Here is a 21,732-nt window from a genome sequence, read left to right as displayed (position 1 = left end):
CTTTTCCTTTATTATCAATAAGGGCACCCTAAAATAAAGAGATAGAGGTGCTGACATGTTTGGTATTATTAATTATGAAATGTTTTTATTAACAGGAATTTTATTAAATCTAGTTCCTGGCGCAGACACTATGTATATTATTGGGCGAAGTATTGCCCAAGGAAAAAGAGCGGGTGTATATTCTGTTTTTGGAATTATTACTGGCTCCCTAATTCATACGTTATTGGTTTCTTTTGGTCTATCACTCATTCTGACAAAATCAATTATATTATTTACAATCATTAAGGTAATGGGTGTTATATACCTCGCTTATTTAGGAATAAAGATGATACGCGATCAGTCAACGATCGGTTTTGAGTCATCTACAGGGACACTAAACTTAAGAAACATTTATATACAGGGCCTATTTACAAGTTTGACGAATCCAAAGGTTTCCTTATTTTTCATTGCGTTTCTCCCGCAATTTATTGATGTTCACGCATCTGGGCCCATTCCATTCCTCCTTTTAGGCCTTACTTTTACAGCAACTGGACTTGTCTGGTGTTTAGTTGTTGCTTACTTCTCCTCGTATATGACGACAAAATTACGAGGCAATCAAAAGTTTGGACGCCTTCTAAATAAGGCGACAGGAATACTATTTATTGATATGGGCTTCCAATTGCTGCAAACAAAAGCTCCACATTAATACGGAATTTTACAATTATGCCCCCCACGAACAGCTCCTTTCATTTTGAAGGGGCTGTTTGACTATAAATTAGGCAAATATCAAAAGAATTGATGCAAATGAGACAAGCAAATTGATCATTTAAAGTTTACTTAAAAATTCTGTGTTGATTGGCAGAATCTTTTCTTCAACAATCAGGTTAGAATGTTGAAGAACATTCTTTTAAGAAAAATTTTCAAAGGGAGTGTAAAAATGGACCTATTACTTTGGATAACTATTGGCTTCATCCTAATTGGATTTGTTGTTCTCACTTCTATGAAAAAAGGGATGGAAAGGAAGATCGCTTTTATAAAAGCAAATAGGGAAAACGAGGAAAACTCATCAAAAGCTACATCCGTCATTTGGTGGATATGGGGTTCCACAGCTTGGGGGATAGCGAGTATGTTTCTTGTTGTTTGGTGGTTGCATAATCATTTTAGATGAACCGCAAAAAGCCATCCCCTCCACAAGCGGAGAGAATGACTTTCCTTCATAATCATAAATCGCAATACTACAGATTACAGCTTTGCCCAACGTTCCTCTAACCAATCCATAAATTGTACACCTTTGTCGCCTTCATACGCATCAAAGACATCTAAACGCATCCGTTTTAGTTTATCCGCAAAATCTGCCACTGTATGGTCCTTCGGCAAGCTCTTTTTAACTCGCAGGAAAATTTTGTCTGTTCCTTTGATAATATCAAAACGTGCCGGTGATGGCTTCTCTACGTCCGCGCCAAGCGCCGCAAGTGCTTCATAGGCTGCTACTTGCACCTTGTAGACAGTATCATGCTGCATACGATTAATTAATAAATCTATAATTTTGTCATGTTGATAAGCCGATAACTTTTCGACTGCGTCTAAACGCTCTCGCCAGCTAGATGTATAATTGGCCTGTTTTTTTAATGCTTCATACTGCTCGGGTAATGCTGTTTCAAACTGTTTCAAGTAATTGCACCTCTTTTTTTAACTAGAGGAAAAATAAATTCTTTTTCTTCTGCTTCACTTATTATACGTTGTCTTGGTGAAAATAGCGATGATTCGTTGATAAGGACAAATACCATTAAGGGGTCACTACCTTCTGTAAAAAGGATTAGCGCTCGTTTTCATTTGACCGAGCGCTATTGGACCTTCTGCCTTTTTATTTACCTATCCCCCTATTCTTCTTGTTATTATTAACATAAAGTTATAAAATCAGATGAAAAAGAAGGTCTTTTGATGTTAGAAAAATTAAATGTATTTCTCCAAAAATACATTGCGATCTTGACACCATTAAGTTTAATTTTAGGTGTATTATTAGAAAGCATAGGACAAAGCTTATTATTCCTCGTATCATGGCTATTTGCATTCATGACATTTTCAGGAAGCTTACATATGAAATTTAAAGATGTAAAAATCTTTGTGAAGCATCCCGGACTTATTATGTTCTCCATTATTTTTCTTCACCTATTAATGCCGTTATGGGCGTATTTCTTATCTACTGTTATCTTTGATGACCATTTGTTAACGGTCGGATTTGTTTTAGCGGTTGCACTTCCAACAGGTGTTACAAGTGTTATTTGGATCAATATTTGCAAAGGAAACTTACCGTTAGGCTTATCGATCATTTTAATCGATACGCTCCTTTCTCCATTCATTCTCCCTTTCATTCTCTTCTTTGTGTCTGGTGAAAAAATTGAATTAGACGTTCTCTCGCTTATACTTAACTTACTCTTAATGATTGTCTTACCGACGATTGTAGGTATATTGGTGAATGAATGGTCAAAGGGAAAAATACCAAAGAAAATGGGAAAGAAGCTTGCGCCTTTTTCAAAGCTATGTTTATTTGCTGTTATTTTAATTAATAGCAGTGCGATCGCTCCATACTTGAAAGATTTTAATCTACACCTATTGTTCGTTATATTATTAGTGTTTCTGATTGCTGTTTCAGGCTATGTCTTCGCCTTTTTGATTGGTCGCTATCTGCTAAAAGACTATTCACATATGGCTACCTTTGTCTATACTGGAGGTATGAGAAATATTGCCGTTGGGGTCATTGTGGCCACAACATACTTCCCAGGTAAAGTAGCAATGCCTGTCGTGTTTGGTATGTTATTTCAACAAGTGCTTGCTTCAATTTTTAGTAAAATGGTGATAAAAAGTACCACTGTGATGGCTGACAATCAAGTTTCACATTAGGTGGTGTTTTCATGAAAAAAGACATGATCAAAGTTATTACTGTTTATGGGATAGGAGTTATTTTAATTTTATTAGTGCCACTCCTCTTTTATTGTTTTTAGAGTGTATCGAGCTTCATTTGCCAAATCTAATTTTTAGGGGGGATGTTATGACTGTTAAAAATAGGAATTTCATTTGTTTCATTAGTGGCTTAGCATTATTTTTAGTAGGAGCCTATAAAATCTTTACCGATCACTTGGAAGCTATGTCCCTACTGGTAGCTTATATATTCTTCGTTTGTGGATTCATAGGGTCTGTTTTTAGTATTCTATCTTTATTTAGAACAGCTCGAAATTAGCGTGGCTATTCTATGAAATCATAGACTTTTCCCTTATACTGATAAAAATACATGAATAGGATGGTGTGATCTAGATGATGTATGCTCCATTATTTGAACAGGACGTTCCAGCACTTCTTCTTCCTTAACGGTAGAAGCGCTTTTTCTCCGTTAAGGACATAGGTAACTATGAAAACGGAGGAAAAAACATGAGAAATAAACTAATCGGCGCCTTCTTTTTATCGCTTGCGGCGAGCATTTGGGGCGCTATGTATGTAGTTGTCAAAGTAGTGGTGGAGGTCGTGCCACCGTTAGAGCTTGTTTGGATTCGTTATGTAATTGCCGTCTTTACACTTGGTTTGATTGGCATTATGACGAAACAATCTTGGAAAATCGCCAAAAAGGATTGGCTCCTTATTTTTCTTGTCGGTCTGATCGGCAATACGATTTCGATTGTTACTCAAGAAATGGGCACCCTGCTTTCCACTGCACAAATGGGTGCGATTATTACGGCTACAACACCTGCTTTTATGGTTGTCTTTGCACGTGTCCTATTAAAGGAAGACATAACCATCAAAAAGTGCTTGTCTATTATCCTAGCAACAATTGGTGTTGGTGTCATTGTGGGCCATGGCGGAATTGATAGTACCCAACAATTAGGTGGACTCTACTTATTGCTTGCCGCCTTAACATGGGCATTGATGTCTGTTCTAGTAAAAAAAGTTCCAAGTCATTACTCTCAAATAGTGGTGACAACCTATTCTTCCTTCATTGCCGTTATCCTATTGACGCCTTTTGTCATTCCAAGGTTAAATGAGATGAATCTATCCATTGTTGTGCAGCCAACGATTTCAGGTGGCTTGCTCTATTTAGGTATTGTTTCAACTGCTGGTGGTTTTTTATTGTGGAATAAAGGGCTTCAACTAATGAATGCTTCTAGTGGGGGCTTATTTTTCTTCTTTCAGCCCGTTGTCGGTACATTTTTAGGCTGGCTCCTTTTAGGGGAGACGATTGGTCTTTCATTTTGGTTGGGCTCGCTTTTCATTTTTAGCGGTGTATTTATGGTCATTCGAGAAGAGTAAAAGAATGTGCGTTTCTATCTTGTATAGAGGCGCACTTTTTTAATTCAGCTACTGGCGGTTATGCCGTTATTTGTAGTCATGTTCCTACAGCTCGCCTCATATATTGCAACAGTTTAAAGGAGCTGATGATTTGATTCCCCTTTTAGATTCCATAAAGGAACTATCATTTCTAGCCATACTTATTTCCAGTATGGTGTATCGCAGACATCTTAAATTAACGAAATGGAAAAGAAAACTAACGATTGGTGAGTGGACAATGTATATCGTCACTTCCACCGCAATTCCTGTTTATGCCGTACTTTATTTTGCTTTTCTATTGGGAACAAAATAGAGGGAAAAATAATACTATTTAACCTTAAAGACTTCATTTTAGGAGGGTTATTTTATGTTTCAAACAGTAGAGCATTTTTTACAATCTTGGACATTTGAAGCTACTGCTACGCAAAATTTACTCCACCAGCTTACCGATGAATCGCTTCATCAAGCAATAACGGATGAACATTGGACTTTAGGGCGTATTGCTTGGCATACTGTCACAGCTATTCGAATTATTTCCGCCAATACCGATCTAACTTTTGAGGCACCAGCAGAGGATTATCCTGTTCCCACTTCCGCTCAATTGATTGCAGATAGTTATCATCAAGCGAGTAATGCCTTTATTGAAGCAGTAAAAACACAATGGACAGACCAGACCATGAATGAAATGATTGATTTTATTGGTCAATCCATCCCTAACGGCTCTCTTTTATTATTTCTATTGCAACATCAAAGTCATCATCGTGGACAAATAACTGTGCTCATGCGACAAGCCGGCTTACCTGTTCCAGGCATTTACGGTCCCGCCAAAGAGGAATGGGCACAGTTCGGGTTGCAAGCCCCCCAAATGTAAATGAAGCTAAGACAGACACAATATTCAAAGCGAGGTTGCCCATTAAAGGACAACCTCTTTTTTGAGCGCTTATTTAAGAGTAGCTAACCAATTATTTGTGTCTGCAATGGTTGGGTTTGCTAAATAATGGCCACCTTCAATTTGCATTGTTTGACCCGTCATAAATTTTGATTCGTCTGAGGCTAAAAATACCACTGCGTGACCGATATCATCTGCTTCACCATGGTATGGTAGGGCATTGAATTTAGAATAGATTGCTAGCAATTCATCTGGCATATTATTTTTTGCTGCTGGTGTTAAAATGAGACCTGGTGCGACCGCATTACAGCGAATTTTATCTTTGCCATATTGAGTGGCAATGTTTTTAGTCATATTGACCACTCCTGCCTTTGTAGCACCATAGGCTGTACGGATTTGGTCACTAGCGAATGCAGCCATGGAAGCTGTGTTAATAATAGAGCCCCCTCCTGCCTTTTGCATATGTGGTATGGCAAAGCGACTTCCAAGTAAAATGGATTTTAAGTTCACATTGACTAAACGATCCCATTCATCTAAGTCGATATTCACCACATCTAAATCCTTCTGCAAGTTTGTTAAACCAACATTGTTAAACAATACAGTTAATGTACCGTATTGTTCCACCGTGAAGTTCACTGCCGCTTCAATTGAAGAAGCATCCCCTGCATCAAGGAAAATCGCTGAAGCCTCGTAACCTTCTTTCACTAAAGAATGTGCCGCTTCTTGAGCACCCTCTATATTGAAATCAGCAATAACCACATTTGCGCCTTCCTTGGCTAATAAGATCGCTGCTGATAAACCAATTCCTGATGCGCCACCTGTTACTAAAGCTACTTTATTTTGTACACGATTCATATTTCATTCCTCCTTAAAACAAAAAAGAGCAATACACTCTTTATTTTCAGTAAATAGTTTAACATTAAACTATTTATTTTTAAACTAAAAAGACTAGCCCATTGATTACCTGATGCCATCTTTTTTATGTTATATTTACATAAATTACATAAAGAGGTGTTTATATGGAAAATGATAAAATGAATTGTAAAGCATGTGGAAACGATGCCTTTGCTTCAGGACAAATTGGCAGTTTCACGAGTGAAGGAAATATACGGCCGTTCGGTTCAATTATGGCTACTGGATCTCCACTTATTTTAACGTTTTGCACAAAATGTGGGGAAGCTGCATCCATTAAAGTAGCTAAGCCAGAGAAATTTAAGTAAGGTAGCGAGTAGGTGAATATATGCCTCATCGATAGACAGTTAATGGTGGAAAATTGATGGCGTGTTACAATGCAAGACACCTCAATCCTCCCCCTTCTATGCAAGAAATAAATAATTATGCTATAATACATTGGAAAACCTCAAAGGGTCAACCAATTCTTGGCTGTAGCGAATAACCTCGCTACAGCTTTTTTATATGATCGCTTACTTTTTATTAACACAACTAAAAAAATAAAACGAGAGCATCTCTTCAAAAGAAGTGAAAATTGCTCCCGTTTTTATGTTTCCTTATTATTTTTCTTCCCCCATTGATACGGCTTTTTCGACCAATTCCACAGCAAAATAAAGAGATATATGATGACCATCGTAATTATCATCATTGTCACGTTTTCGCCCCATGTAATAGATGCTTGTTTACTCCATTGATTGATCGTTCTTACGATGAAGTAGGTAATTGGATAAATGAAATAACCTAATTGAGCCCGTGTCATAATTCAAACATTGACGTAAGCTTCATGATAGTTTTCCAATTACGAACCGTTGCGGGCATCTCGAGCTTGGGCAATTGTTGGCTCAGTTTGGCGTTGCGGATGCTCTTGTAAAATAAAAGATAAACCTCTCTGCCAATGATGACGCAACGCTCTTGATCATTTTCATAGGATAAGTACTTATGACGATTTCCTTCTGTTGGGACAGCAGGTAAAAAGGCAACATGTAGGCTTTCCCCAACTGCTGTGGCACTTGCTTCAGCGATGTCTTGCTGAGAAAATGGGCAATTGTTGACGATATGCTGAATTTCCTCAGCGGTTCTAATGATGACTGTACTTGTAATATCAAAATTCATTTGGATTGTTTCATGAATTTGCTTCTGCAAAACTTCCTCTAATTCGGTCGATTCAAAAAGAATATTTCCACTTTGAATATAGGTACGAATGTTTTGCAATCCTAGCGGGATAAGAGCTTCCCTTAAGTCAGCCATTTTTATTTTATTATGCCCACCTACATTAATCCCTCTTAGTAATGCTACGTAGTTCATCCTACACTCCCACCTTTCTCTCTACTCTCATTATAGCCATAATTAGGGAATAATAAAGGAAAACTGCACCTAGGGAGTCCAAGTGCAGTTTAATCCTTATGCTAAACGCTCAATGTCCTTTATTAAACGCTCCACATTTTCTTTTTTTGTCGCCCAGCTTGTACAAAAACGAACAACCGTATGTGTTTCATCGAATGATTCCCAAACGGAGAATGAATATTTTTCGCCTAATGTTTTCAGTAAATCATTCGGTAAAATTGGGAATTGCTGATTGGTTTTCGAATCATAGCGTAATGCAAAGCCTTTATTGATAAATGCCTGTTGAATGAGCATTGCCATCTCTACCGCATGTTGGGCAATATCCAAATAAAGATGGTTCTCCAATAATGTTTCAAACTGAAGACCTAGTAATCTACCTTTTGCCAGTAGCCCTCCTCTTTGTTTGATCATATAGCGAAAATCTCGTTGGTAGGCAGGATTCACGATTACGACCGCCTCGCCAAATAGTGCCCCCATTTTTGTACCACCTATATAAAATACATCGCAAAGCTGAGCAATATCTGCTAAAGATAAATCATTATCCTGTGCTACTAAACCATAGCCTAAACGGGCTCCATCTAGAAACAATGGCAATCCACAATCCCGGCAAACTTTACTTAATGCGGTTAATTCAGCTTTACTATAAGTTGTTCCATTTTCTGTTGGATGAGATATGTACACTAAGCCCGGCTGTACCATATGTTCATGTGTGCTATCTTGCCAGTGCGCGTCGTAGCATGCTTTAACCTGTGCGGCCGTTATTTTGCCATCATCACTAGGCAAAGTAAGCACTTTATGACCAGTCGCTTCAATTGCCCCTGTCTCATGGACAGCAATATGGCCTGTAGTTGCAGCAATAACGCCTTGATGAGGACGTAGGATGGAGGCGATTACAGTTGTATTCGTCTGCGTGCCACCAACTAAAAAATGAACGTCTGCCTGCTCAGCCGCTATCGCTTTTTTGATATACGCTCTAGCTTTTTCAGAATGCGCATCCATGCCATAACCCGGCGATTGCTCTTCATTGGTTTCCACTAATTTTTGCAAAATTTGCGGATGGGCGCCTTCTGCATAATCATTTTCAAATCGTATCATATCTTTCCCTCCAAATTCTCTCTGTATCTATCCCTTATTTTACAACCTTATGATGGTAATAATCTATGGTTAGTTAGTCGGAAGGACTTATTTAGCTTTGAAGGCTGCTAACAGAAGAATGTTGATCCACATTCAACGACAAGGAGAAACTACGGGCATAGATAATACAGGACACTCGCTTTCAGCTTAACCTATTGCTGTATATTCGCTATGCTCATTCCACCTGTAGATCATCCTTTAATTCATAATTTCCATTTGTTTAACTGTAAACTAACTGATATACTTATTGTATCAATGCGCAGTAATGGGGCGAATATATATCAAATTTTGCCCTCACGCATAGTGTACAAGCCGACTTGTTTCACAAATCTCTGCCATCTGAAAATATTATAAATGGAGAGGATAAGTATGTACAAAGAAGATCGGCTACCACAAAACGCAAAAGAGGGTATTTTATTTTTATTGATTGTTTCAGTTATTTCTGTCAATACCATTGCACCCATTATTGTTGGGCTAGAACGAGGTTTCAGTATAGCTGTATATACGGAGACACTTAAAATTATTCCCATTATGTGGGTCATTGTCATTTTATTAGTGAGAGCTGTTGCGGGTCCCTTAGTTGGAAAAATAATGCCTGTTATAATGGGCCCAACAGATGGTTTCAATGCACGCGTGCTATTGGATACATTATTACATGTAACGGTATTGTCTATTTTTTTATCAATCATTGGTCCTTGGGTCGGAACCAAGCAAATTAGCTTAGAGCCTTTTGAACAATTTCTTCATATTTGGCCAAGGAATTTTGCTGTGGCCTTTTGGATTGAACTTTTATTAGCACAGCCTATGGCTCGATTTGTGATGAAAAAACTACATCAAAGACAGTCCATTCAAGCACATCAATTATAAATATGAATTTGCCTAATGAGTATTATTGATCATTAGGCTTTTTTAATCCTCTTCCATTCAGTTCATTGATCAATCCCCTGAAGGACCGCATGACGAATCATGAGTTGTTGAACTATTGTCAGCACAATGATAGTTCTCCTGAATAGTAGTATGTGAATGATGCCCATGGAAATCGTTTGTTGAATGTAGATCATGTATTTGCTCATTGGATTCGTTAGATTTTTTGCTAACATTACTGATGATGCTGACGACTACGATGATGCCAATAAATATAATAAAAAATTCCATTTTTACCACACCTCCCTCTTCCATTATAAGATTATAACATGGCGTTGATAAAAAAATGATAGTTATTCTTCTATGTAAATTTCCCCATTCCCCCTTTAGAGGACAGGTCGTTTTAGGAACCATTCTCAATGAATGGCTCTCTGTTATGTTCTGTGACAATTTGATCCAACTTCTCTGGCTTTCGTCTATTTGGTGAAATGACGGACAAAAATAATACCACAATCGAATGGATTGTGGTGTGTGAATTATGATTGAGATTTACGTGATGATGATTCGTTCGAACAATGAGTATCGTTTGAATTTTTCTTTTGTTCTTTTGTTAACGCATTATCTTCACGCACATCTAAATCATCTGGACTTAAATCTGTCGCTAATTCCGCCAACTCTGACTGACGTTTATATTGCTTGCCCTTTGTCAAAATGATCACCTCCAAGTAGTATTACATTGCCCTAATTGGTTTGATCTCATTCTTGGAAAGGTATGAAATAATCATTTCTAGCTATGCTAATTGCGGGACAGGCTGGTTCAAAAGATGGTGATATGCCTGTAAATCTTGCTCATATATTTTTTTATAGGTCGCTAGGCTATGCTGCTTTATATAATCAAAATCCTCATCACATACGAAGTGATGTTTACGATTGAGAGCCCAAGCATTTTCCCATGCTGTTTGCTCAAATTGAATATTCATGTCATGTTCTTCCAGCAACATCGTTAACAGATGCTCATGAAGATAAATTTCCTGTAAGGTATGTTGTTTTTTCATTGTAAAAATTTCAATAGTACGTGGAAGCGATGTTTGTAATGCTTCACGATCCACCGCATGACCCAGTTCATGTAAGGTCATTGTTTTTACATACATTTCTAGTGATAGTGGATATTGCAACTCATTCTTTGCCTCAATTAAACGGTCAGCATCAAAGCCCACATAATCCCCAATAAAGTTATAACTCATATTTACGCCTGAATGGTCCTGCTTTATAGTCATCGTCATGCCAACAGCCTGCACAACGGAGTTGATGATTTCATATAGTTCTTTCTCTTTTAGTTGTTTTGTCATGAACCGTCCTCATTTCCTCTGCAAACATTCTCATGTAACGATAATAGAAGCGGATTAAATATATACTACAATTCATATAAATTCAACCAATTCATCCTATACATATAGAGGAAATGCTCAACAAAAAAGGCGCTTGTAGTAAAAACTACAAACGCCTCGTGTGTGAAGGGTTATATTTTATTTAACGTAATTAGCGATTATTGTTACTTCAACGATTTTGGTTACCGTTGGTGTTGGAGTTAGTACTACGCTGTTTGCTGCGAGCCTCGCCGCCTTTGCGACCTATTTCCTCATAAAATTCCTCGCCGTGGTTGTCAGCTGTAGCTTCTCCACCCTTTTGACCGATCTCTTGATAAAATTCATGTCCATGATTTTTAGACGTAGCCTCGCCGCCCTTACGTCCTATTTCTTCATAAAAATCACGATCATGATTTTTGGAGGTAGCTTCTCCGCCTTTACGTCCCGCTTCTTCGACAGTCATGTTTTCATTGTTGTTTCTGTTGCGATTGTTTTGCTTGTTAGCCATTTTCTATTCCTCCTAATTATTTTTTTGAGCTATTGACTAGCTCGCTATTTATATTCCCAGCTCCATCCTATCTAAACATCCTTTTTTCAAAAAATTAATTTTTCTATAGTAGTAGAACCTCTTAATGCTAGCGTTCATCAGTCTTTGAGCAATCATATAAATTTATCCATTCCAATATAATACTAATCTATAACCTTGTAATTTTTTGAAGGAAAGGTGATGTGAAAATGACGATTTTGACAAAGCCATCTATTGGCTTAACACAATTTACGGACTTCACGATGAAGGGAAGTGCCGCCAAGACGAAGTTTGTGAAAGATATTAAATATCAGGGTGATTATCATCCAATTAAGGATTATTGGAAAGCATTACGCGAGGGGTTAAAAAAATACCATGAGCATCATTTTAATGACTCCTACCTTCTCGATATGATAGACAATGCCCTCCCTACTCGGCAGAAAAATTATCAAGAAGCGATTAAAGCTTATTTAAAATTTTTTAAAAACAAAAATGTGCAGTGGTTTGAACCAGGTAAATCTAATTGGGTTTGTGGTGACTTAATCGTGCGTTCAAACCCAGAGCTTGGTTTAATCATCGATGATATCCCCTACCTTATAAAATTATATTTCAAAGGAAAAAATGAACGCATTGATAAACATAAATGTCGATCTGCCTTGACACTCCTAAAGGATTCTCACTATTCCGTTGAACATCCCGATTCTGTTAAGCATGCCATTTTAAATGTTCAAAAAGGTCGCTTAATTACTGAGGATGAATCGACCGAGTATCACCAACTAGCTCTTGAAGCGGATGCAGCACAATTTATGTTTATTTGGAATAGGCTGTAATCCATTCAAGTGAGCAACTATATTTGAATAGAGTATTTTTTATTCTAATCACACGGAAAGCATAAGCAGCCTCTCCTTCTCCAGATGAAACGAGTTCAACCATGACAAAAGGACATTCCATATAGGATAATAAGGGATAGCGTTGAAATTAGATAAAAAGGAAGTGCTTCTATGAATGCAGAAATGGTCATGCAGGAGCTGGAGGAGCTAGGCAAAGAACGTACGAAGAAAATGTATATGTCGAATGGGGCACATGAGCCGGTTTTTGGCGTGGCAACTGGGGCGATGAAGCCGATTGCTAAAAAAATTAAAATCGATCAGGCTTTAGCAGAAGAGCTTTATGCTACTGGCAACTATGATGCCATGTACTTTGCGGGTATCATTGCAGATCCAAAAACGATGACGGCGGCTGACTTTGATCGATGGATGGATTCTGCCTATTTTTATATGCTATCTGATTATGTAGTGGCAGTCACTTTAGCGGAATCCCCCATTGCACAAGAGGTGGCAGATGCATGGATTGCAAGTGGTGAGGAACTAAAAATGTCAGCGGGCTGGAGCTGCTATTGCTGGCTTTTAGGAAATCGCAAAGATAGTGAGTTTTCTGAGAGCAAATTAGCGAGCATGCTAGATGTTGTGAATAATACGATTCATACTGCACCCGAACGAACAAAATCTGCGATGAATAATTTCCTTTACACCGTCGCGATTTCCTATGTACCCCTTCACGATAAGGCAGTGGCCGCCGCACAGGCAGTTGGCCCTGTAGAAATGAAGCGTGACAATAAAAAAAGCACGACATTGAATGCGTATGAAAATATTCAAAAGGAACTCGATCGAGGGAAGCTTGGTTTTAAACGTAAATATGTAAGATGTTAATGAATCATACTAAGAGGCATTGATCCAATATGGATGAATGCCTTTTTACATACAAAAATGGTTATGGATACATTTTGTTTTAGAATCTTTGCTGCTGTCCTCCATCGCCTCTTACACAAAAACAGGGAAGTTAAAATGAATAAATTAACTCCGTTTAAAGCAAATTGGCACTAATAATTGATCTGTTAGTGCCTTCCATGTTGTGTATATAACAGCTTCATAGTTGTTTTTCACTACTAATTTACTATAAAAACATTCCAAATTTTACTTTTTGATAGTATAATAATTACATATTTTGATAATAGGAGGATACATATGAAAAAACTGGTCTTATTTTTAGCTATGGTTACACTATTTTTCACTACTACCTCGATTGCTGACGCGCATCCAGGACGTCTCGATAGCAATGGTGGTCATAATTGTTCAGAGAAGTCAAAGGCAAAAGGTCTTTGTACAGGCTATCATTATCATAATGGGAATAGCGGCGGTGGTTCGTCCTCAGATGGTCAAAGCAACTATACAAAGCCGACAACAGCAATACAAGCACCGACATTGACAAAGGTAGCCGTTTATTTGAATAATGTAAAACAAAGCTATACGCCAAGCGCCTACATGAAAAATGGCACAACATTGGTACCGATGAAACCGATTTTTGAAGCACTTGGTGCAACAGTTTCTTATGAAAGTGCTACTAAAAAAGTAACTGCGACAAAGGGCAGCAAGAAAATTGTCATCGGAGTTGGCAACAAAACGGCTTATGTTGATGCAAATGGAACGACATCTACCATTAACCTTAGTCACCCTGCTGAAGTTTATCAAGGAACAACAATGGTACCTTTACGTTTTGTAAGTCAAGCACTTGGCGCAGAGGTTACATTTGATGAAGCCAAATTAACGGTCTATATTACAACAAAATAATGGACAAGCAAAAAGCAGCTTCCCCTGAAGGATGCTGCTTTTTTAGTGTTGTTTTAACTCGAACTGATATTTTTTATTAATTTTATTAGCAATTTTCTCTAAAAAGGCAGCAACAGTCATATTTTCAACTTCATTTGTATACCATGCCAGTTTAGCGCCATAATTTTTCTTATTATAATTTACTTCCAATGGCCAGAAGTTTTTAGTCTTATACGTATAATCAAATTTTACATATAATTGCTTTCCCTCTGGACATTCCATGACTACATTGTATAACGGATTTTTTCGTTCCTGCTCAAATTTTACTTTTCTAATTTTTGTTAACATCCTAACCCCCGCCTCTCTTCTATTTATTTCGACAAAAGTTCTAAAGATCTTAAAAAAAAAAGATAAAGCACGCTGTTTCAACGAACTTTATCCTTTCTATATTATAGCATAGTTATTTATTATCGACAAATTTATCGTAATATCGTTTGAGCATAGTAGCCATTTGCTCCCGCGTGAGAACGCCTGCTGGATTCATATTTTTACTACCATCTCCTCGGATAATACCTTCTCGAATAGCCCAATCCCATGCTTCTTTATAAGATGCGCCAACTTCTCGGTCGGATTGTAAACTTGCTTTAGTTGCTAATAGACTTTTTAAAGCCTCTATTTCCTGCTTCAACTCATTATATTGTGACACGGTTAACTCCTCCTCCAGTCCATTTTTTATATCTTGTTGGAACTGTGCTTCGGTAACACCCATACTCATTAAATAGGCAAACGGATCTTTGTGTGTGGTGCCGCCCAAATTATCGGCAATCCATCGATGGGATTTAATGCCGTTGCCGGTACCATCTAAAATAGTTGGTACTCCTGCTTCTATAGCCATTTTGCGTAATAACCAAATATAAGCCGCATAATCCTTTTTAAATTGTTCCTTATCGGAAGTCCGCGCTAGCTCTACTTGGGCATAGCTATATGGATTCCCTTTTGGTCCACAGCCATATTGGACGCGGTTAACGGGTGCTACTTGCACAATACGTCCACCTCCCCCTACCCAGTGAGAAACGAAGGCATTGGCTTTATTTTTATTCATATAGGCAATTTCATTTTCTAATGCGTTTGGACCTGTGTTTGTGCTGTTACCTGATTCATGCGCTACCACGTACTTGATAGCGGTGAGCGGCTGATTCGGTAAACCTGACATTATTTGCATTTCAATAAAAAAACTCATTATGCACCATCCTTTCCTACCATTTTTTTGCGAATGACAACCATGTTATTCATTAGTTATGTCGATTTTAGGGGAGAATCAACAACTAGTTATAGGGCGATATTCTAACTATTTGCCATGGTTGACTGATGGGGCTGAATGGGTGACTGCTCTATTTCACCTTTTTTGCTGCTACACATGTCAAGCTAATGACCGTGAATGAAATAACATTCACTTATTCTAGTAAATGCAAGCTACACCATTTTTTCTAGTGAGTTGTGCTCATGACTATTATTTAAAATGATGAATAAATGATCATTTCACTTCAGCAGGTACATTGACAAAGGACAGCTCCATATAGTATTTTGTATCTTCTAAACTGGAAGGAGAGAGATAAAGTGGTTATAAAAAATATCATGAATCGATTAACTAGCTTACAAGGTTACACTGCTATTAAAAAAATCGACAAAGGCTATTCCTCTGATACCAAATATGTTGTAACAGTTGATGATACACCTTACTTTGTACGGCTATCCGATCTCGCACACCACGACAAAAGATGGACTGAATTTACTTTGTTGCAGGACTTAGAGCTACAGGGAGTTCAAACACATAAGGCCATTGAATATATGGCCCTCCCTGACAACGATCTTTCAGCGATGGTTATGAGCTATTTAATAGGCACCCCTGCGGATGAAATCATTCCTCACCTTTCGGACACAGAGCAATTCCATCTCGGTCTTGCGGCTGGGAAAGAATTAAGAAAAATTCATCAGGTGAAAGCTCCAAAAACTGTCCAATGGGAGACGTTACAAAAAGAGAAATTTACTAATTATTTACAAGCCTATCAACAGGATTCTTATCAAATTCCGCAAGAAGCTAAATTATTGAGCTTTATCGAAGAACATTGGCCGCTATTAAGACAACGTCCTATTACGTTGCTTCATGATGATTACCATCTTGGTCACATTATTTGTCACCAAAACTGCTTCAATGGGGTTATTGATTTCAATGGCTATGATGTCGGTGATCCCTATCATGATTTTTATAATCTAGCACTGTTTAGTAGACGGCGAAGCGTCCCCTATTGCGTCGGGCAAATAAATGGGTATTTCACACAGCCACCAGATGACCAGTTTTGGCGCCTTTATGGCTTATATGCCGCGATGAATGTCATTGCAACTATTGCTTGGACACGCCAATATGATCCGCAATCGTTTGACGATGCAGTAGCCAGAATTCAGCTAATTTTGGAGGATCATGCTTCCTTTTCATCCGTGAAGCCGTTATGGTATGCCGAAAATTAGGACGTTTAACCACTTTCGAGCAGCGCTAATATTTTTTGTCGTTCTGCTTCAAAATTAATGGTTGGCTGCTGTGGCCGTTCCTCTTCATGTCGATGATGAAACCACTGCGGAATAGTCTCTTGACGTCTATTGGCTGGAATGTCCGTCACTTTTATCTTCTTCGCCTGAAAGCGCCTTTGATCTGAAGCAATATCTGCCATGGTCTTTAGTTGTTTATGATGCCAATTTTGCAATATCTTCTCAACATACCGCCAGCGCAATACATTGTGTTCCACAGCTAGCTTCATCGCGTGAATGACGATTTCCTCTGAAAAAATGGTAAGCCAGGAATGAATTTTTGCCGTTATATACGCCGACAGTGAGCCAAAGCCTTGTTGTTCGTAAAAGTAGTCGGCTGTATGTGATGGTTGATCATCATCTTTATTTTTTAGTAATTGGTTATTTAGTAATTTATTATTTAGTTGTGTGGGCTTTTCCGTTTGTGGTGCGACCGTTGACGAATAACCCGTTGACGGCTGGACAGCACGTTTTGATACTTCAAAAACGACAAACTCCACCTTGCTGAATTTCCCATCCTTTGTTCGCTCCTGCACCTTTTGAAGATAACCTGCCAAAATCAGTTCATTGATAATGCTAGCAGTTGCTTCACGTCCACATTTACTACGTGTCGCCAAATCAGTCAGACAAAAATCCCAATCATCTGGTAATGACAGCATATAGGCAAGTAACCCCTTTGCCTTCCAACTTAATTGATCATCATTTAAAAAGCCCTTGTCCAATACGACAAAATTTTCGTTCTTTACTACTCTGTAGATCATAGCTACCCCTCTCCCCTACAATTAATCTCAGTACCATCTATATAAATGGGCATGAGGTTAAAAGGGACAATTTTTCTAATTCACTAAAATTTGTGGTTGTTTTCAGAATATGGCCTTCTGCATACATGTACAGCAAAAAAGACACTTACCATTTAGTAAGTGCCTCCTCTAGGCTAACTGCCCATTTTACAATTGCCTTGTTTATTCGTACAGCTCTTTATAAATTATAACTTTTAAGGCAGCTATTTCTTCATCTGATAATTTTCCTTCTACCTGTTGCAATGCCTCTTCCTTTGTCATGGAGCCATCTTGTAATTTCACACGAATATCATTGAGCTCTGTAATGCCAACCTTTTGAATGATTACTTTCGTAGCATCTTCTTTTGATGTAAACGGTAACGTACTACTATCAACCGTTTTCGCCTCTTCCATATAGGCTTTTAACTCCGGATCATTTTCAATCGTATTTTTTATTTCTTCCATTTGTCCACTATTCTCTAATTCTGTTGAGAGTGTATTGACAATTTTTTCAGACGCAAATTTCGTGCCAAAATGTAATACACCATAGCCAACTATACCAATGAAAATAATAAAAACAACTAACCATTTAATGAATCTCAAAATCGCTTCACTCCTTTATCCACGTTCATCATACTATATGGAGTGGGGTATTGAGAAACAATTCTCCCTAGAAATTATGTAAAAAAACCCCATTCAATGATGAGGCTTTTATTTGACGTATTTCAAATACTTGCGGACAAATTCTACAATATAAAGTACTTCTTCATCCGTCATGCCTACAAGATTGCAAACGCGTTGCAGTCTTGCGGGTGAAGTTAATTGTTGGCGAACTTGATGGATATACATGTATTTGCATTTACGCGGATTGACCTTATCCCGTATTTGCTTGTATCGAAGATATGCATAGCGTGCAAAGGCATTAAGCATCTCCCGCTCCTGCTCATCACGTTCCTTTTTTCTAGCAGCTTCATCAATTATATCCGTTTCAAACGTCCGTGTACCATCTGTTAATTGCATAGAACCACCTCTCTATTGCAAATGTACTTTTACTTATTAAATGCAACAAAAAAAGCCACACCTAGGGTAGATGTGACACTTTTATTGATTATCTATGTAAAGATTATTAAGAGCGCTTTCTTTTCTGATCTCGTTTCTTCAAAATGTAGCGTGTAATCCCAAGAGTGATAACAATTTCATTAATTAATAAAAATTGAAAACCATTGGGTGTTGCATTTCGCCAATCATAGATGCCCCAAATGATGAGTGTGAAGAGAACAACTGCAAGTGTATATCTAGAGGCTTCTGAATAATAATCTTTTTCTTTATCCAAGGTACACAACATCCTTTCGAATGAGCTGGTATGTTCACATATAATAAGCAAAGATAGCGACAATAATATTCGGTAATGCTAACAATAACGCGTTATTCATCATATGATTGCGTTCGTCCCGATCTTCTTTTGTTTCTGTTGCAAAATTTGCCCGCATTCTATCCCCACTACCCATTGAACCCGACATCAGTAAAGCGAATATTACGAACATTCCACCTACCAATCCAGAAAGTAAATGGGCTTTTTCTGTACCCCATATTAGGATTGAAAATACTACACCTAGGATGGACAATATTGCTCCGATGCCTACATATTTCATTTCCGCACCCCCTTACTTTAGTATACGGGAGATGCTTCATTTTCGTTTCAATAAATCCAAAATTTTCATATTTACTCCAACAACTATATACTAGAAAGAGGAAATTGCTTTATTTTGTAAATTATTGTAATGTCCGATATCGTCTTGAGGTTTTCTACTAAGCCGACTTTGTAGAGTGAGAAAAATTTCTGTAGTAATAGTTCGCTTATGTAGATTCGCTTCTTCCCCATTATGGCTTGCAGCTATTCGTGATAAATAACATAGATTTTACAAAGAATAAGAAAGGTGTAGATACGATTGAAAAAAGAAATTCGTACATTGCTATTGTTAAGTACAGTTATATTTTCAGGATGCCAATCAGATCAAAAAGAAGAACGAGTTTCGAAGGAAACCCACAGCCCAACACATATAGATACCACTTTAATTGGGGCCTCTGACAATCAAGAAGTAAAACTGTATAAGAAAGGAGATGGCGTAAAGCTAGAAATTAATGGGCACGTGAAGGACTTTAATTGGAACAACCCTAGTGATACAGGTACCGAGCCACAAGTGTTTTACATAGATATGACGGAGGATGGCAAAGAAGAAGCAGTTATCATCATTCAAACTGGCAGAGGAACGGGGCTAGATAATTATGATATTCATATAGTAGATCAGGACTTACAAGAAATAAAGGTCCCTTATTATGAGGAAATTGTTGCTCAACATATTGAGTCAAACGTTGTGAAAAAGGATCATGAAACATTAACGATTACGGGCCGAGCACTGGGCAAGGAATACCACTTTGACTATCATGTCGATCCTGAGCTAGAATTACAGCAGGATGAACTAGGCTTTGGTGGGATAACGATTTACTATTTAGAAAATCAAAAGATACAATTGACCCTTGCAGCTAGTGTCTTTCCTATCTATGTAGCTGATTTCCACATTACCTATAAATACAATCATACGAAAAACGAATTTATGATCGATCAAATTGAAGTAGCACCTATTCAACAATAAATGACAGCCGTATATTTTCAACCTATTATTTATTCGTATAGGATAGGCTGCAAACGTTCATAGTAAGTATGGTATGAAACTTATACCGAATCATACGACGGAGGGATCAATTTTATGAATAATGTTCGTGAAGGTTTAATCCCAACTATTCTCGGGTCGGCTGTCACAGCGGCAGGATATGCCATGAAGCAAAAGCATGGCTCTAATAAAATGGTGGCTAACACCATTTTTGGCTTTGGTTTAGCTCATATTGTGTTAGGAGCTATTGACCTTGTAGAGCATCGTCGTTAAGAAAAGAAGGGCACTCAATGTGCTCTTCTTTTTTATTTTGAATAATTTCCCACATAATGTTAGCATTGTTATATAGCTGAAATGAAGGAGAGTTGTATAATGGCCACATTTGAAGATTTTACAGCGCTTGATCTACGAGTGGGTACGGTCTTGGACGCACAGGAGCTACCAAAAGCGCGTGTTCCAGCAATAAAAATGAACATCGATTTTGTTGAGGAGCTCGGTATTAAACAGTCTTCCGCCCAAATTACAAAACGTTATACGCCAGAGGTAATGGTCGGAAAGCAAGTCGTAGCAATTGTTAATTTCCCCCCACGCCGCGTTGCCGGTTTTAAGTCAGAGGTGTTAGTTATTGGTGGAGTGCCAGGTGAGGGAGACGTCATCCTGTTAACACCTGATCAGCATGTACCAAATGGAACAAAAATACATTAAAGAGCCATGCATTATGCAAGAGGCTCTTTTTTGTGAATGGGTATCCATATTTCACTTGTAAAGGTTGGTGATGAAAAATCGGTGCTCGCATGACTGACAATTTCAGGGCCAGCAACTTGTTCATAGCTAGAAGATGGAAACCACTCAGCATAAATGCGGCCCCACGTCTCCTGAAGTGTTTGCGGGAAAGGTCCAACCACCGTAAAGACAGCCCATGTATTCGCTGGGACAGCAAGTTGGCAAAAGCGCCCTGGGGTTGTTGCTGTAGTAGCCACGCCAATATAATGATCGAGTTCTCCCTTTTGCTCCATTCGCCCATCAGAAAAATTTGTAGAAGCTTGGATGATGCCCTTAGGTTCCACATTAGACAGCTTTTTAAGTTGCTCAATATCTTTGGTTGTTAGGGATTGTGCCAATTTCACAATGTCCGGATTTTCTCCCTCAAAAATAATCGGTACGCGTTTCATCAAACCAACAATGTGAAAGGCTTCCTTTTGCTCGAGTCGGTAATTCATTTCAATTCCTCCTTGGATGGTCAATTGGAAGGTTATCCGTGGAAAAGCTTTGAATGTTTGGCCAGTTTGCCTCGCCTCTGAAGGTGTAATCCCATGTAAGTGCTGAAAGGCTCTTGTAAAAGCATCTGCTGAGCTATAACCATACATAACTGCTATATCGAGGATTCTCATAGAGGCATTTGACAATTCAAGAGCGGCCAGTGTCAAACGTCTCCGACGAATGTATTCGGAAAGTGAGATGCCTGCGAGAAATGAAAACATTCGTTTAAAGTGATACTCAGAACAATACGCTCTTCTTGCCACTTCCTTCATATCAATGTCATTGGTCAAATTGGCCTCAATATAGGCAATCGCTTCATTCAATCGTGTGCATGATTCCACTAGAATAACCTCCCTTTCCACAACAATAGCAAGAATAGAATTGAGTCATCCGACATATTGTGCCCGATTAAGTCGCCTTTCAAAAAAATAATCTATCGAACAGGCAGATAACTAACTTTC

At 38.2% G+C, this 21,732-nt stretch carries 30 protein-coding genes; 14 read left to right on the top strand and 16 right to left on the bottom strand.

Translation table 11 applies throughout. The features are described from left to right. Positions 1-55 precede the first annotated feature (55 nt). Positions 56-685, top strand: coding sequence for a LysE family translocator (locus KVT27_RS06815; protein WP_036146067.1), 630 nt, complete (start codon positions 56-58; stop codon positions 683-685). A gap of 231 nt (positions 686-916) precedes the next feature. Continuing rightward, the gene (locus KVT27_RS26600; RefSeq protein WP_249660446.1) at positions 917-1,147 is read left to right on the top strand and encodes a hypothetical protein; all 231 of its coding nucleotides are present in this window, start codon (positions 917-919) and stop codon (positions 1,145-1,147) included. Between the two features lie 74 nt (positions 1,148-1,221). On the opposite strand, the gene KVT27_RS06810 is transcribed toward KVT27_RS26600, so the two are convergent. After that, a complete protein-coding gene (locus tag KVT27_RS06810; protein WP_036125442.1) occupies positions 1,222-1,650 on the bottom strand; it encodes a HEAT repeat domain-containing protein in 429 nt (142 codons plus the stop codon). A 270-nt stretch (positions 1,651-1,920) separates the two neighbouring features. On the opposite strand from KVT27_RS06810, the gene KVT27_RS06805 reads away from it, so the two are divergent. The 3 genes from KVT27_RS06805 (at position 1,921) to KVT27_RS06795 (ending at position 5,167) form a co-directional block, all read left to right on the top strand. Then, positions 1,921-2,880, top strand: coding sequence for a bile acid:sodium symporter family protein (locus KVT27_RS06805; RefSeq protein WP_217580986.1), 960 nt, complete (start codon positions 1,921-1,923; stop codon positions 2,878-2,880). A 525-nt stretch (positions 2,881-3,405) separates the two neighbouring features. Further along, positions 3,406-4,278, top strand: a complete 873-nt coding sequence (locus KVT27_RS06800; RefSeq protein WP_036146070.1) for a DMT family transporter — start codon at positions 3,406-3,408, stop codon at positions 4,276-4,278. A 385-nt stretch (positions 4,279-4,663) separates the two neighbouring features. Further along, positions 4,664-5,167, top strand: a complete 504-nt coding sequence (locus KVT27_RS06795; RefSeq protein WP_217580985.1) for a DinB family protein — start codon at positions 4,664-4,666, stop codon at positions 5,165-5,167. A 69-nt stretch (positions 5,168-5,236) separates the two neighbouring features. Here the strand turns inward: KVT27_RS06795 and KVT27_RS06790 are convergent, their stop codons facing one another. Beyond that, positions 5,237-6,040 carry an SDR family NAD(P)-dependent oxidoreductase gene (locus KVT27_RS06790; RefSeq protein WP_036125432.1) on the bottom strand — a complete coding sequence of 268 codons (804 nt, stop codon included), beginning with the start codon at positions 6,038-6,040 and terminating at the stop codon, positions 5,237-5,239. 164 nt (positions 6,041-6,204) lie between these two features. Between KVT27_RS06790 and KVT27_RS06785 the strand changes: the two genes are divergently transcribed. Next, positions 6,205-6,405 (top strand): hypothetical protein, encoded by a 201-nt coding sequence (locus KVT27_RS06785; RefSeq protein WP_208704340.1) that lies wholly within the window; start codon positions 6,205-6,207, stop codon positions 6,403-6,405. 278 nt (positions 6,406-6,683) lie between these two features. On the opposite strand, the gene KVT27_RS06780 is transcribed toward KVT27_RS06785, so the two are convergent. The 3 genes from KVT27_RS06780 to KVT27_RS06770 form a co-directional block, all read right to left on the bottom strand. Next, complete coding sequence (locus KVT27_RS06780; RefSeq protein WP_217580984.1) at positions 6,684-6,896, bottom strand: hypothetical protein; 213 nt, start codon at positions 6,894-6,896, stop codon at positions 6,684-6,686. Further along, positions 6,893-7,441, bottom strand: a complete 549-nt coding sequence (locus tag KVT27_RS06775; protein ID WP_217580983.1) for a DUF1697 domain-containing protein — start codon at positions 7,439-7,441, stop codon at positions 6,893-6,895. Before KVT27_RS06775 ends, KVT27_RS06780 begins: the two co-directional genes overlap by 4 nt. A gap of 96 nt (positions 7,442-7,537) precedes the next feature. Continuing rightward, positions 7,538-8,575, bottom strand: a complete 1,038-nt coding sequence (locus KVT27_RS06770) for a threonine aldolase family protein (RefSeq protein WP_036224313.1) — start codon at positions 8,573-8,575, stop codon at positions 7,538-7,540. Positions 8,576-8,983: 408 nt separating this feature from the next. Between KVT27_RS06770 and KVT27_RS06765 the strand changes: the two genes are divergently transcribed. Beyond that, positions 8,984-9,481, top strand: coding sequence for a DUF2798 domain-containing protein (locus KVT27_RS06765; protein ID WP_217580982.1), 498 nt, complete (start codon positions 8,984-8,986; stop codon positions 9,479-9,481). Positions 9,482-10,014: 533 nt separating this feature from the next. Here KVT27_RS06765 and KVT27_RS06760 read toward each other — a convergent pair. From KVT27_RS06760 to KVT27_RS06750, 3 genes are all read right to left on the bottom strand, one after another. Further along, entirely contained in the window at positions 10,015-10,197 is a 183-nt protein-coding gene (locus KVT27_RS06760; RefSeq protein ID WP_230584799.1) for a hypothetical protein, read from the bottom strand. Positions 10,198-10,269: 72 nt separating this feature from the next. Then, complete coding sequence (locus tag KVT27_RS06755) at positions 10,270-10,827, bottom strand: hypothetical protein (protein WP_036125424.1); 558 nt, start codon at positions 10,825-10,827, stop codon at positions 10,270-10,272. A gap of 208 nt (positions 10,828-11,035) precedes the next feature. Next, positions 11,036-11,308 (bottom strand): KGG domain-containing protein, encoded by a 273-nt coding sequence (locus KVT27_RS06750; protein WP_369794264.1) that lies wholly within the window; start codon positions 11,306-11,308, stop codon positions 11,036-11,038. A 272-nt stretch (positions 11,309-11,580) separates the two neighbouring features. Here KVT27_RS06750 and KVT27_RS06745 point away from each other — a divergent pair, with 272 nt between their 5' ends. From KVT27_RS06745 to KVT27_RS06735, 3 genes are all read left to right on the top strand, one after another. Continuing rightward, positions 11,581-12,201: a hypothetical protein gene (locus KVT27_RS06745; protein ID WP_052059770.1), complete on the top strand. Its 621-nt coding sequence runs from the start codon at positions 11,581-11,583 to the stop codon at positions 12,199-12,201. 171 nt (positions 12,202-12,372) lie between these two features. After that, on the top strand, positions 12,373-13,080 hold the full coding sequence (locus KVT27_RS06740; protein ID WP_217580981.1) for a DNA alkylation repair protein: 708 nt from the start codon (positions 12,373-12,375) through the stop codon (positions 13,078-13,080). A gap of 315 nt (positions 13,081-13,395) precedes the next feature. Further along, complete coding sequence (locus tag KVT27_RS06735; RefSeq protein ID WP_036125419.1) at positions 13,396-13,998, top strand: copper amine oxidase N-terminal domain-containing protein; 603 nt, start codon at positions 13,396-13,398, stop codon at positions 13,996-13,998. Positions 13,999-14,040: 42 nt separating this feature from the next. Here KVT27_RS06735 and KVT27_RS06730 read toward each other — a convergent pair whose 3' ends face one another. Further along, a complete protein-coding gene (locus KVT27_RS06730) occupies positions 14,041-14,325 on the bottom strand; it encodes a hypothetical protein (RefSeq protein WP_036125418.1) in 285 nt (94 codons plus the stop codon). Positions 14,326-14,437: 112 nt separating this feature from the next. Continuing rightward, the gene (locus KVT27_RS06725) at positions 14,438-15,217 is read right to left on the bottom strand and encodes an N-acetylmuramoyl-L-alanine amidase (RefSeq protein ID WP_208704346.1); all 780 of its coding nucleotides are present in this window, start codon (positions 15,215-15,217) and stop codon (positions 14,438-14,440) included. A gap of 377 nt (positions 15,218-15,594) precedes the next feature. Between KVT27_RS06725 and KVT27_RS06720 the strand changes: the two genes are divergently transcribed. Then, the gene (locus KVT27_RS06720) at positions 15,595-16,503 is read left to right on the top strand and encodes a phosphotransferase family protein (protein ID WP_309140221.1); all 909 of its coding nucleotides are present in this window, start codon (positions 15,595-15,597) and stop codon (positions 16,501-16,503) included. Positions 16,504-16,508: 5 nt separating this feature from the next. Here KVT27_RS06720 and KVT27_RS06715 read toward each other — a convergent pair whose 3' ends face one another. From KVT27_RS06715 to KVT27_RS06695, 5 genes are all read right to left on the bottom strand, one after another. After that, positions 16,509-17,321: a DnaD domain protein gene (locus KVT27_RS06715; protein ID WP_208704347.1), complete on the bottom strand. Its 813-nt coding sequence runs from the start codon at positions 17,319-17,321 to the stop codon at positions 16,509-16,511. Between the two features lie 201 nt (positions 17,322-17,522). Next, positions 17,523-17,942, bottom strand: a complete 420-nt coding sequence (locus KVT27_RS06710) for a hypothetical protein (protein ID WP_025117043.1) — start codon at positions 17,940-17,942, stop codon at positions 17,523-17,525. Between the two features lie 108 nt (positions 17,943-18,050). Next, positions 18,051-18,359, bottom strand: coding sequence for a hypothetical protein (locus KVT27_RS06705; RefSeq protein WP_008179743.1), 309 nt, complete (start codon positions 18,357-18,359; stop codon positions 18,051-18,053). A gap of 106 nt (positions 18,360-18,465) precedes the next feature. Next, on the bottom strand, positions 18,466-18,672 hold the full coding sequence (locus tag KVT27_RS06700; protein ID WP_225316212.1) for a hypothetical protein: 207 nt from the start codon (positions 18,670-18,672) through the stop codon (positions 18,466-18,468). Between the two features lie 34 nt (positions 18,673-18,706). Further along, complete coding sequence (locus KVT27_RS06695) at positions 18,707-18,991, bottom strand: DUF5316 domain-containing protein (protein WP_036146092.1); 285 nt, start codon at positions 18,989-18,991, stop codon at positions 18,707-18,709. Between the two features lie 297 nt (positions 18,992-19,288). Here KVT27_RS06695 and KVT27_RS06690 point away from each other — a divergent pair, with 297 nt between their 5' ends. The 3 genes from KVT27_RS06690 to csaA all read left to right on the top strand — a co-directional run bounded on the left by KVT27_RS06690 (position 19,289) and on the right by csaA (position 20,716). Further along, the gene (locus tag KVT27_RS06690; protein WP_217580980.1) at positions 19,289-19,993 is read left to right on the top strand and encodes a hypothetical protein; all 705 of its coding nucleotides are present in this window, start codon (positions 19,289-19,291) and stop codon (positions 19,991-19,993) included. A 114-nt stretch (positions 19,994-20,107) separates the two neighbouring features. After that, positions 20,108-20,284: a hypothetical protein gene (locus tag KVT27_RS06685; RefSeq protein WP_008179752.1), complete on the top strand. Its 177-nt coding sequence runs from the start codon at positions 20,108-20,110 to the stop codon at positions 20,282-20,284. A gap of 99 nt (positions 20,285-20,383) precedes the next feature. Next, entirely contained in the window at positions 20,384-20,716 is a 333-nt protein-coding gene (gene csaA, locus KVT27_RS06680; RefSeq protein ID WP_217580979.1) for a chaperone CsaA, read from the top strand. A gap of 11 nt (positions 20,717-20,727) precedes the next feature. On the opposite strand, the gene KVT27_RS06675 is transcribed toward csaA, so the two are convergent. Then, a complete protein-coding gene (locus KVT27_RS06675; RefSeq protein WP_217580978.1) occupies positions 20,728-21,612 on the bottom strand; it encodes an AraC family transcriptional regulator in 885 nt (294 codons plus the stop codon). Positions 21,613-21,732: the final 120 nt, after the last annotated feature.

It is taken from the genome of Lysinibacillus sp. GbtcB16, assembly GCF_019091145.1.
Classification (GTDB): Bacteria; Bacillota; Bacilli; order Bacillales_A; family Planococcaceae; genus Lysinibacillus; species Lysinibacillus fusiformis.
Note: the sequence above shows the minus strand (reverse complement) of the source record. Positions and strands in the feature narration are given on the sequence as shown.

Coding starts and splice junctions, on each gene's coding strand:
- KVT27_RS06765 (WP_217580982.1), top strand. CDS start 8,984: ATGTACAAAGAAGATCGGCTACCACAAAACGCAAAAGAGGGTATTTTA.
- KVT27_RS06755 (WP_036125424.1), bottom strand. CDS start 10,827: ATGACAAAACAACTAAAAGAGAAAGAACTATATGAAATCATCAACTCC.
- KVT27_RS06735 (WP_036125419.1), top strand. CDS start 13,396: ATGAAAAAACTGGTCTTATTTTTAGCTATGGTTACACTATTTTTCACT.
- KVT27_RS06770 (WP_036224313.1), bottom strand. CDS start 8,575: ATGATACGATTTGAAAATGATTATGCAGAAGGCGCCCATCCGCAAATT.
- KVT27_RS06685 (WP_008179752.1), top strand. CDS start 20,108: ATGAATAATGTTCGTGAAGGTTTAATCCCAACTATTCTCGGGTCGGCT.
- KVT27_RS06785 (WP_208704340.1), top strand. CDS start 6,205: ATGGAAAATGATAAAATGAATTGTAAAGCATGTGGAAACGATGCCTTT.
- KVT27_RS06715 (WP_208704347.1), bottom strand. CDS start 17,321: ATGATCTACAGAGTAGTAAAGAACGAAAATTTTGTCGTATTGGACAAG.
- KVT27_RS06800 (WP_036146070.1), top strand. CDS start 3,406: ATGAGAAATAAACTAATCGGCGCCTTCTTTTTATCGCTTGCGGCGAGC.
- KVT27_RS06780 (WP_217580984.1), bottom strand. CDS start 6,896: ATGACACGGGCTCAATTAGGTTATTTCATTTATCCAATTACCTACTTC.
- KVT27_RS06740 (WP_217580981.1), top strand. CDS start 12,373: ATGAATGCAGAAATGGTCATGCAGGAGCTGGAGGAGCTAGGCAAAGAA.
- KVT27_RS06775 (WP_217580983.1), bottom strand. CDS start 7,441: ATGAACTACGTAGCATTACTAAGAGGGATTAATGTAGGTGGGCATAAT.
- KVT27_RS26600 (WP_249660446.1), top strand. CDS start 917: ATGGACCTATTACTTTGGATAACTATTGGCTTCATCCTAATTGGATTT.
- KVT27_RS06725 (WP_208704346.1), bottom strand. CDS start 15,217: ATGAGTTTTTTTATTGAAATGCAAATAATGTCAGGTTTACCGAATCAG.
- KVT27_RS06795 (WP_217580985.1), top strand. CDS start 4,664: ATGTTTCAAACAGTAGAGCATTTTTTACAATCTTGGACATTTGAAGCT.
- KVT27_RS06745 (WP_052059770.1), top strand. CDS start 11,581: ATGACGATTTTGACAAAGCCATCTATTGGCTTAACACAATTTACGGAC.
- KVT27_RS06730 (WP_036125418.1), bottom strand. CDS start 14,325: ATGTTAACAAAAATTAGAAAAGTAAAATTTGAGCAGGAACGAAAAAAT.
- csaA (WP_217580979.1), top strand. CDS start 20,384: ATGGCCACATTTGAAGATTTTACAGCGCTTGATCTACGAGTGGGTACG.
- KVT27_RS06815 (WP_036146067.1), top strand. CDS start 56: ATGTTTGGTATTATTAATTATGAAATGTTTTTATTAACAGGAATTTTA.
- KVT27_RS06695 (WP_036146092.1), bottom strand. CDS start 18,991: ATGAAATATGTAGGCATCGGAGCAATATTGTCCATCCTAGGTGTAGTA.
- KVT27_RS06750 (WP_369794264.1), bottom strand. CDS start 11,308: ATGACTGTCGAAGAAGCGGGACGTAAAGGCGGAGAAGCTACCTCCAAA.
- KVT27_RS06705 (WP_008179743.1), bottom strand. CDS start 18,359: ATGCAATTAACAGATGGTACACGGACGTTTGAAACGGATATAATTGAT.
- KVT27_RS06790 (WP_036125432.1), bottom strand. CDS start 6,040: ATGAATCGTGTACAAAATAAAGTAGCTTTAGTAACAGGTGGCGCATCA.
- KVT27_RS06805 (WP_217580986.1), top strand. CDS start 1,921: ATGTTAGAAAAATTAAATGTATTTCTCCAAAAATACATTGCGATCTTG.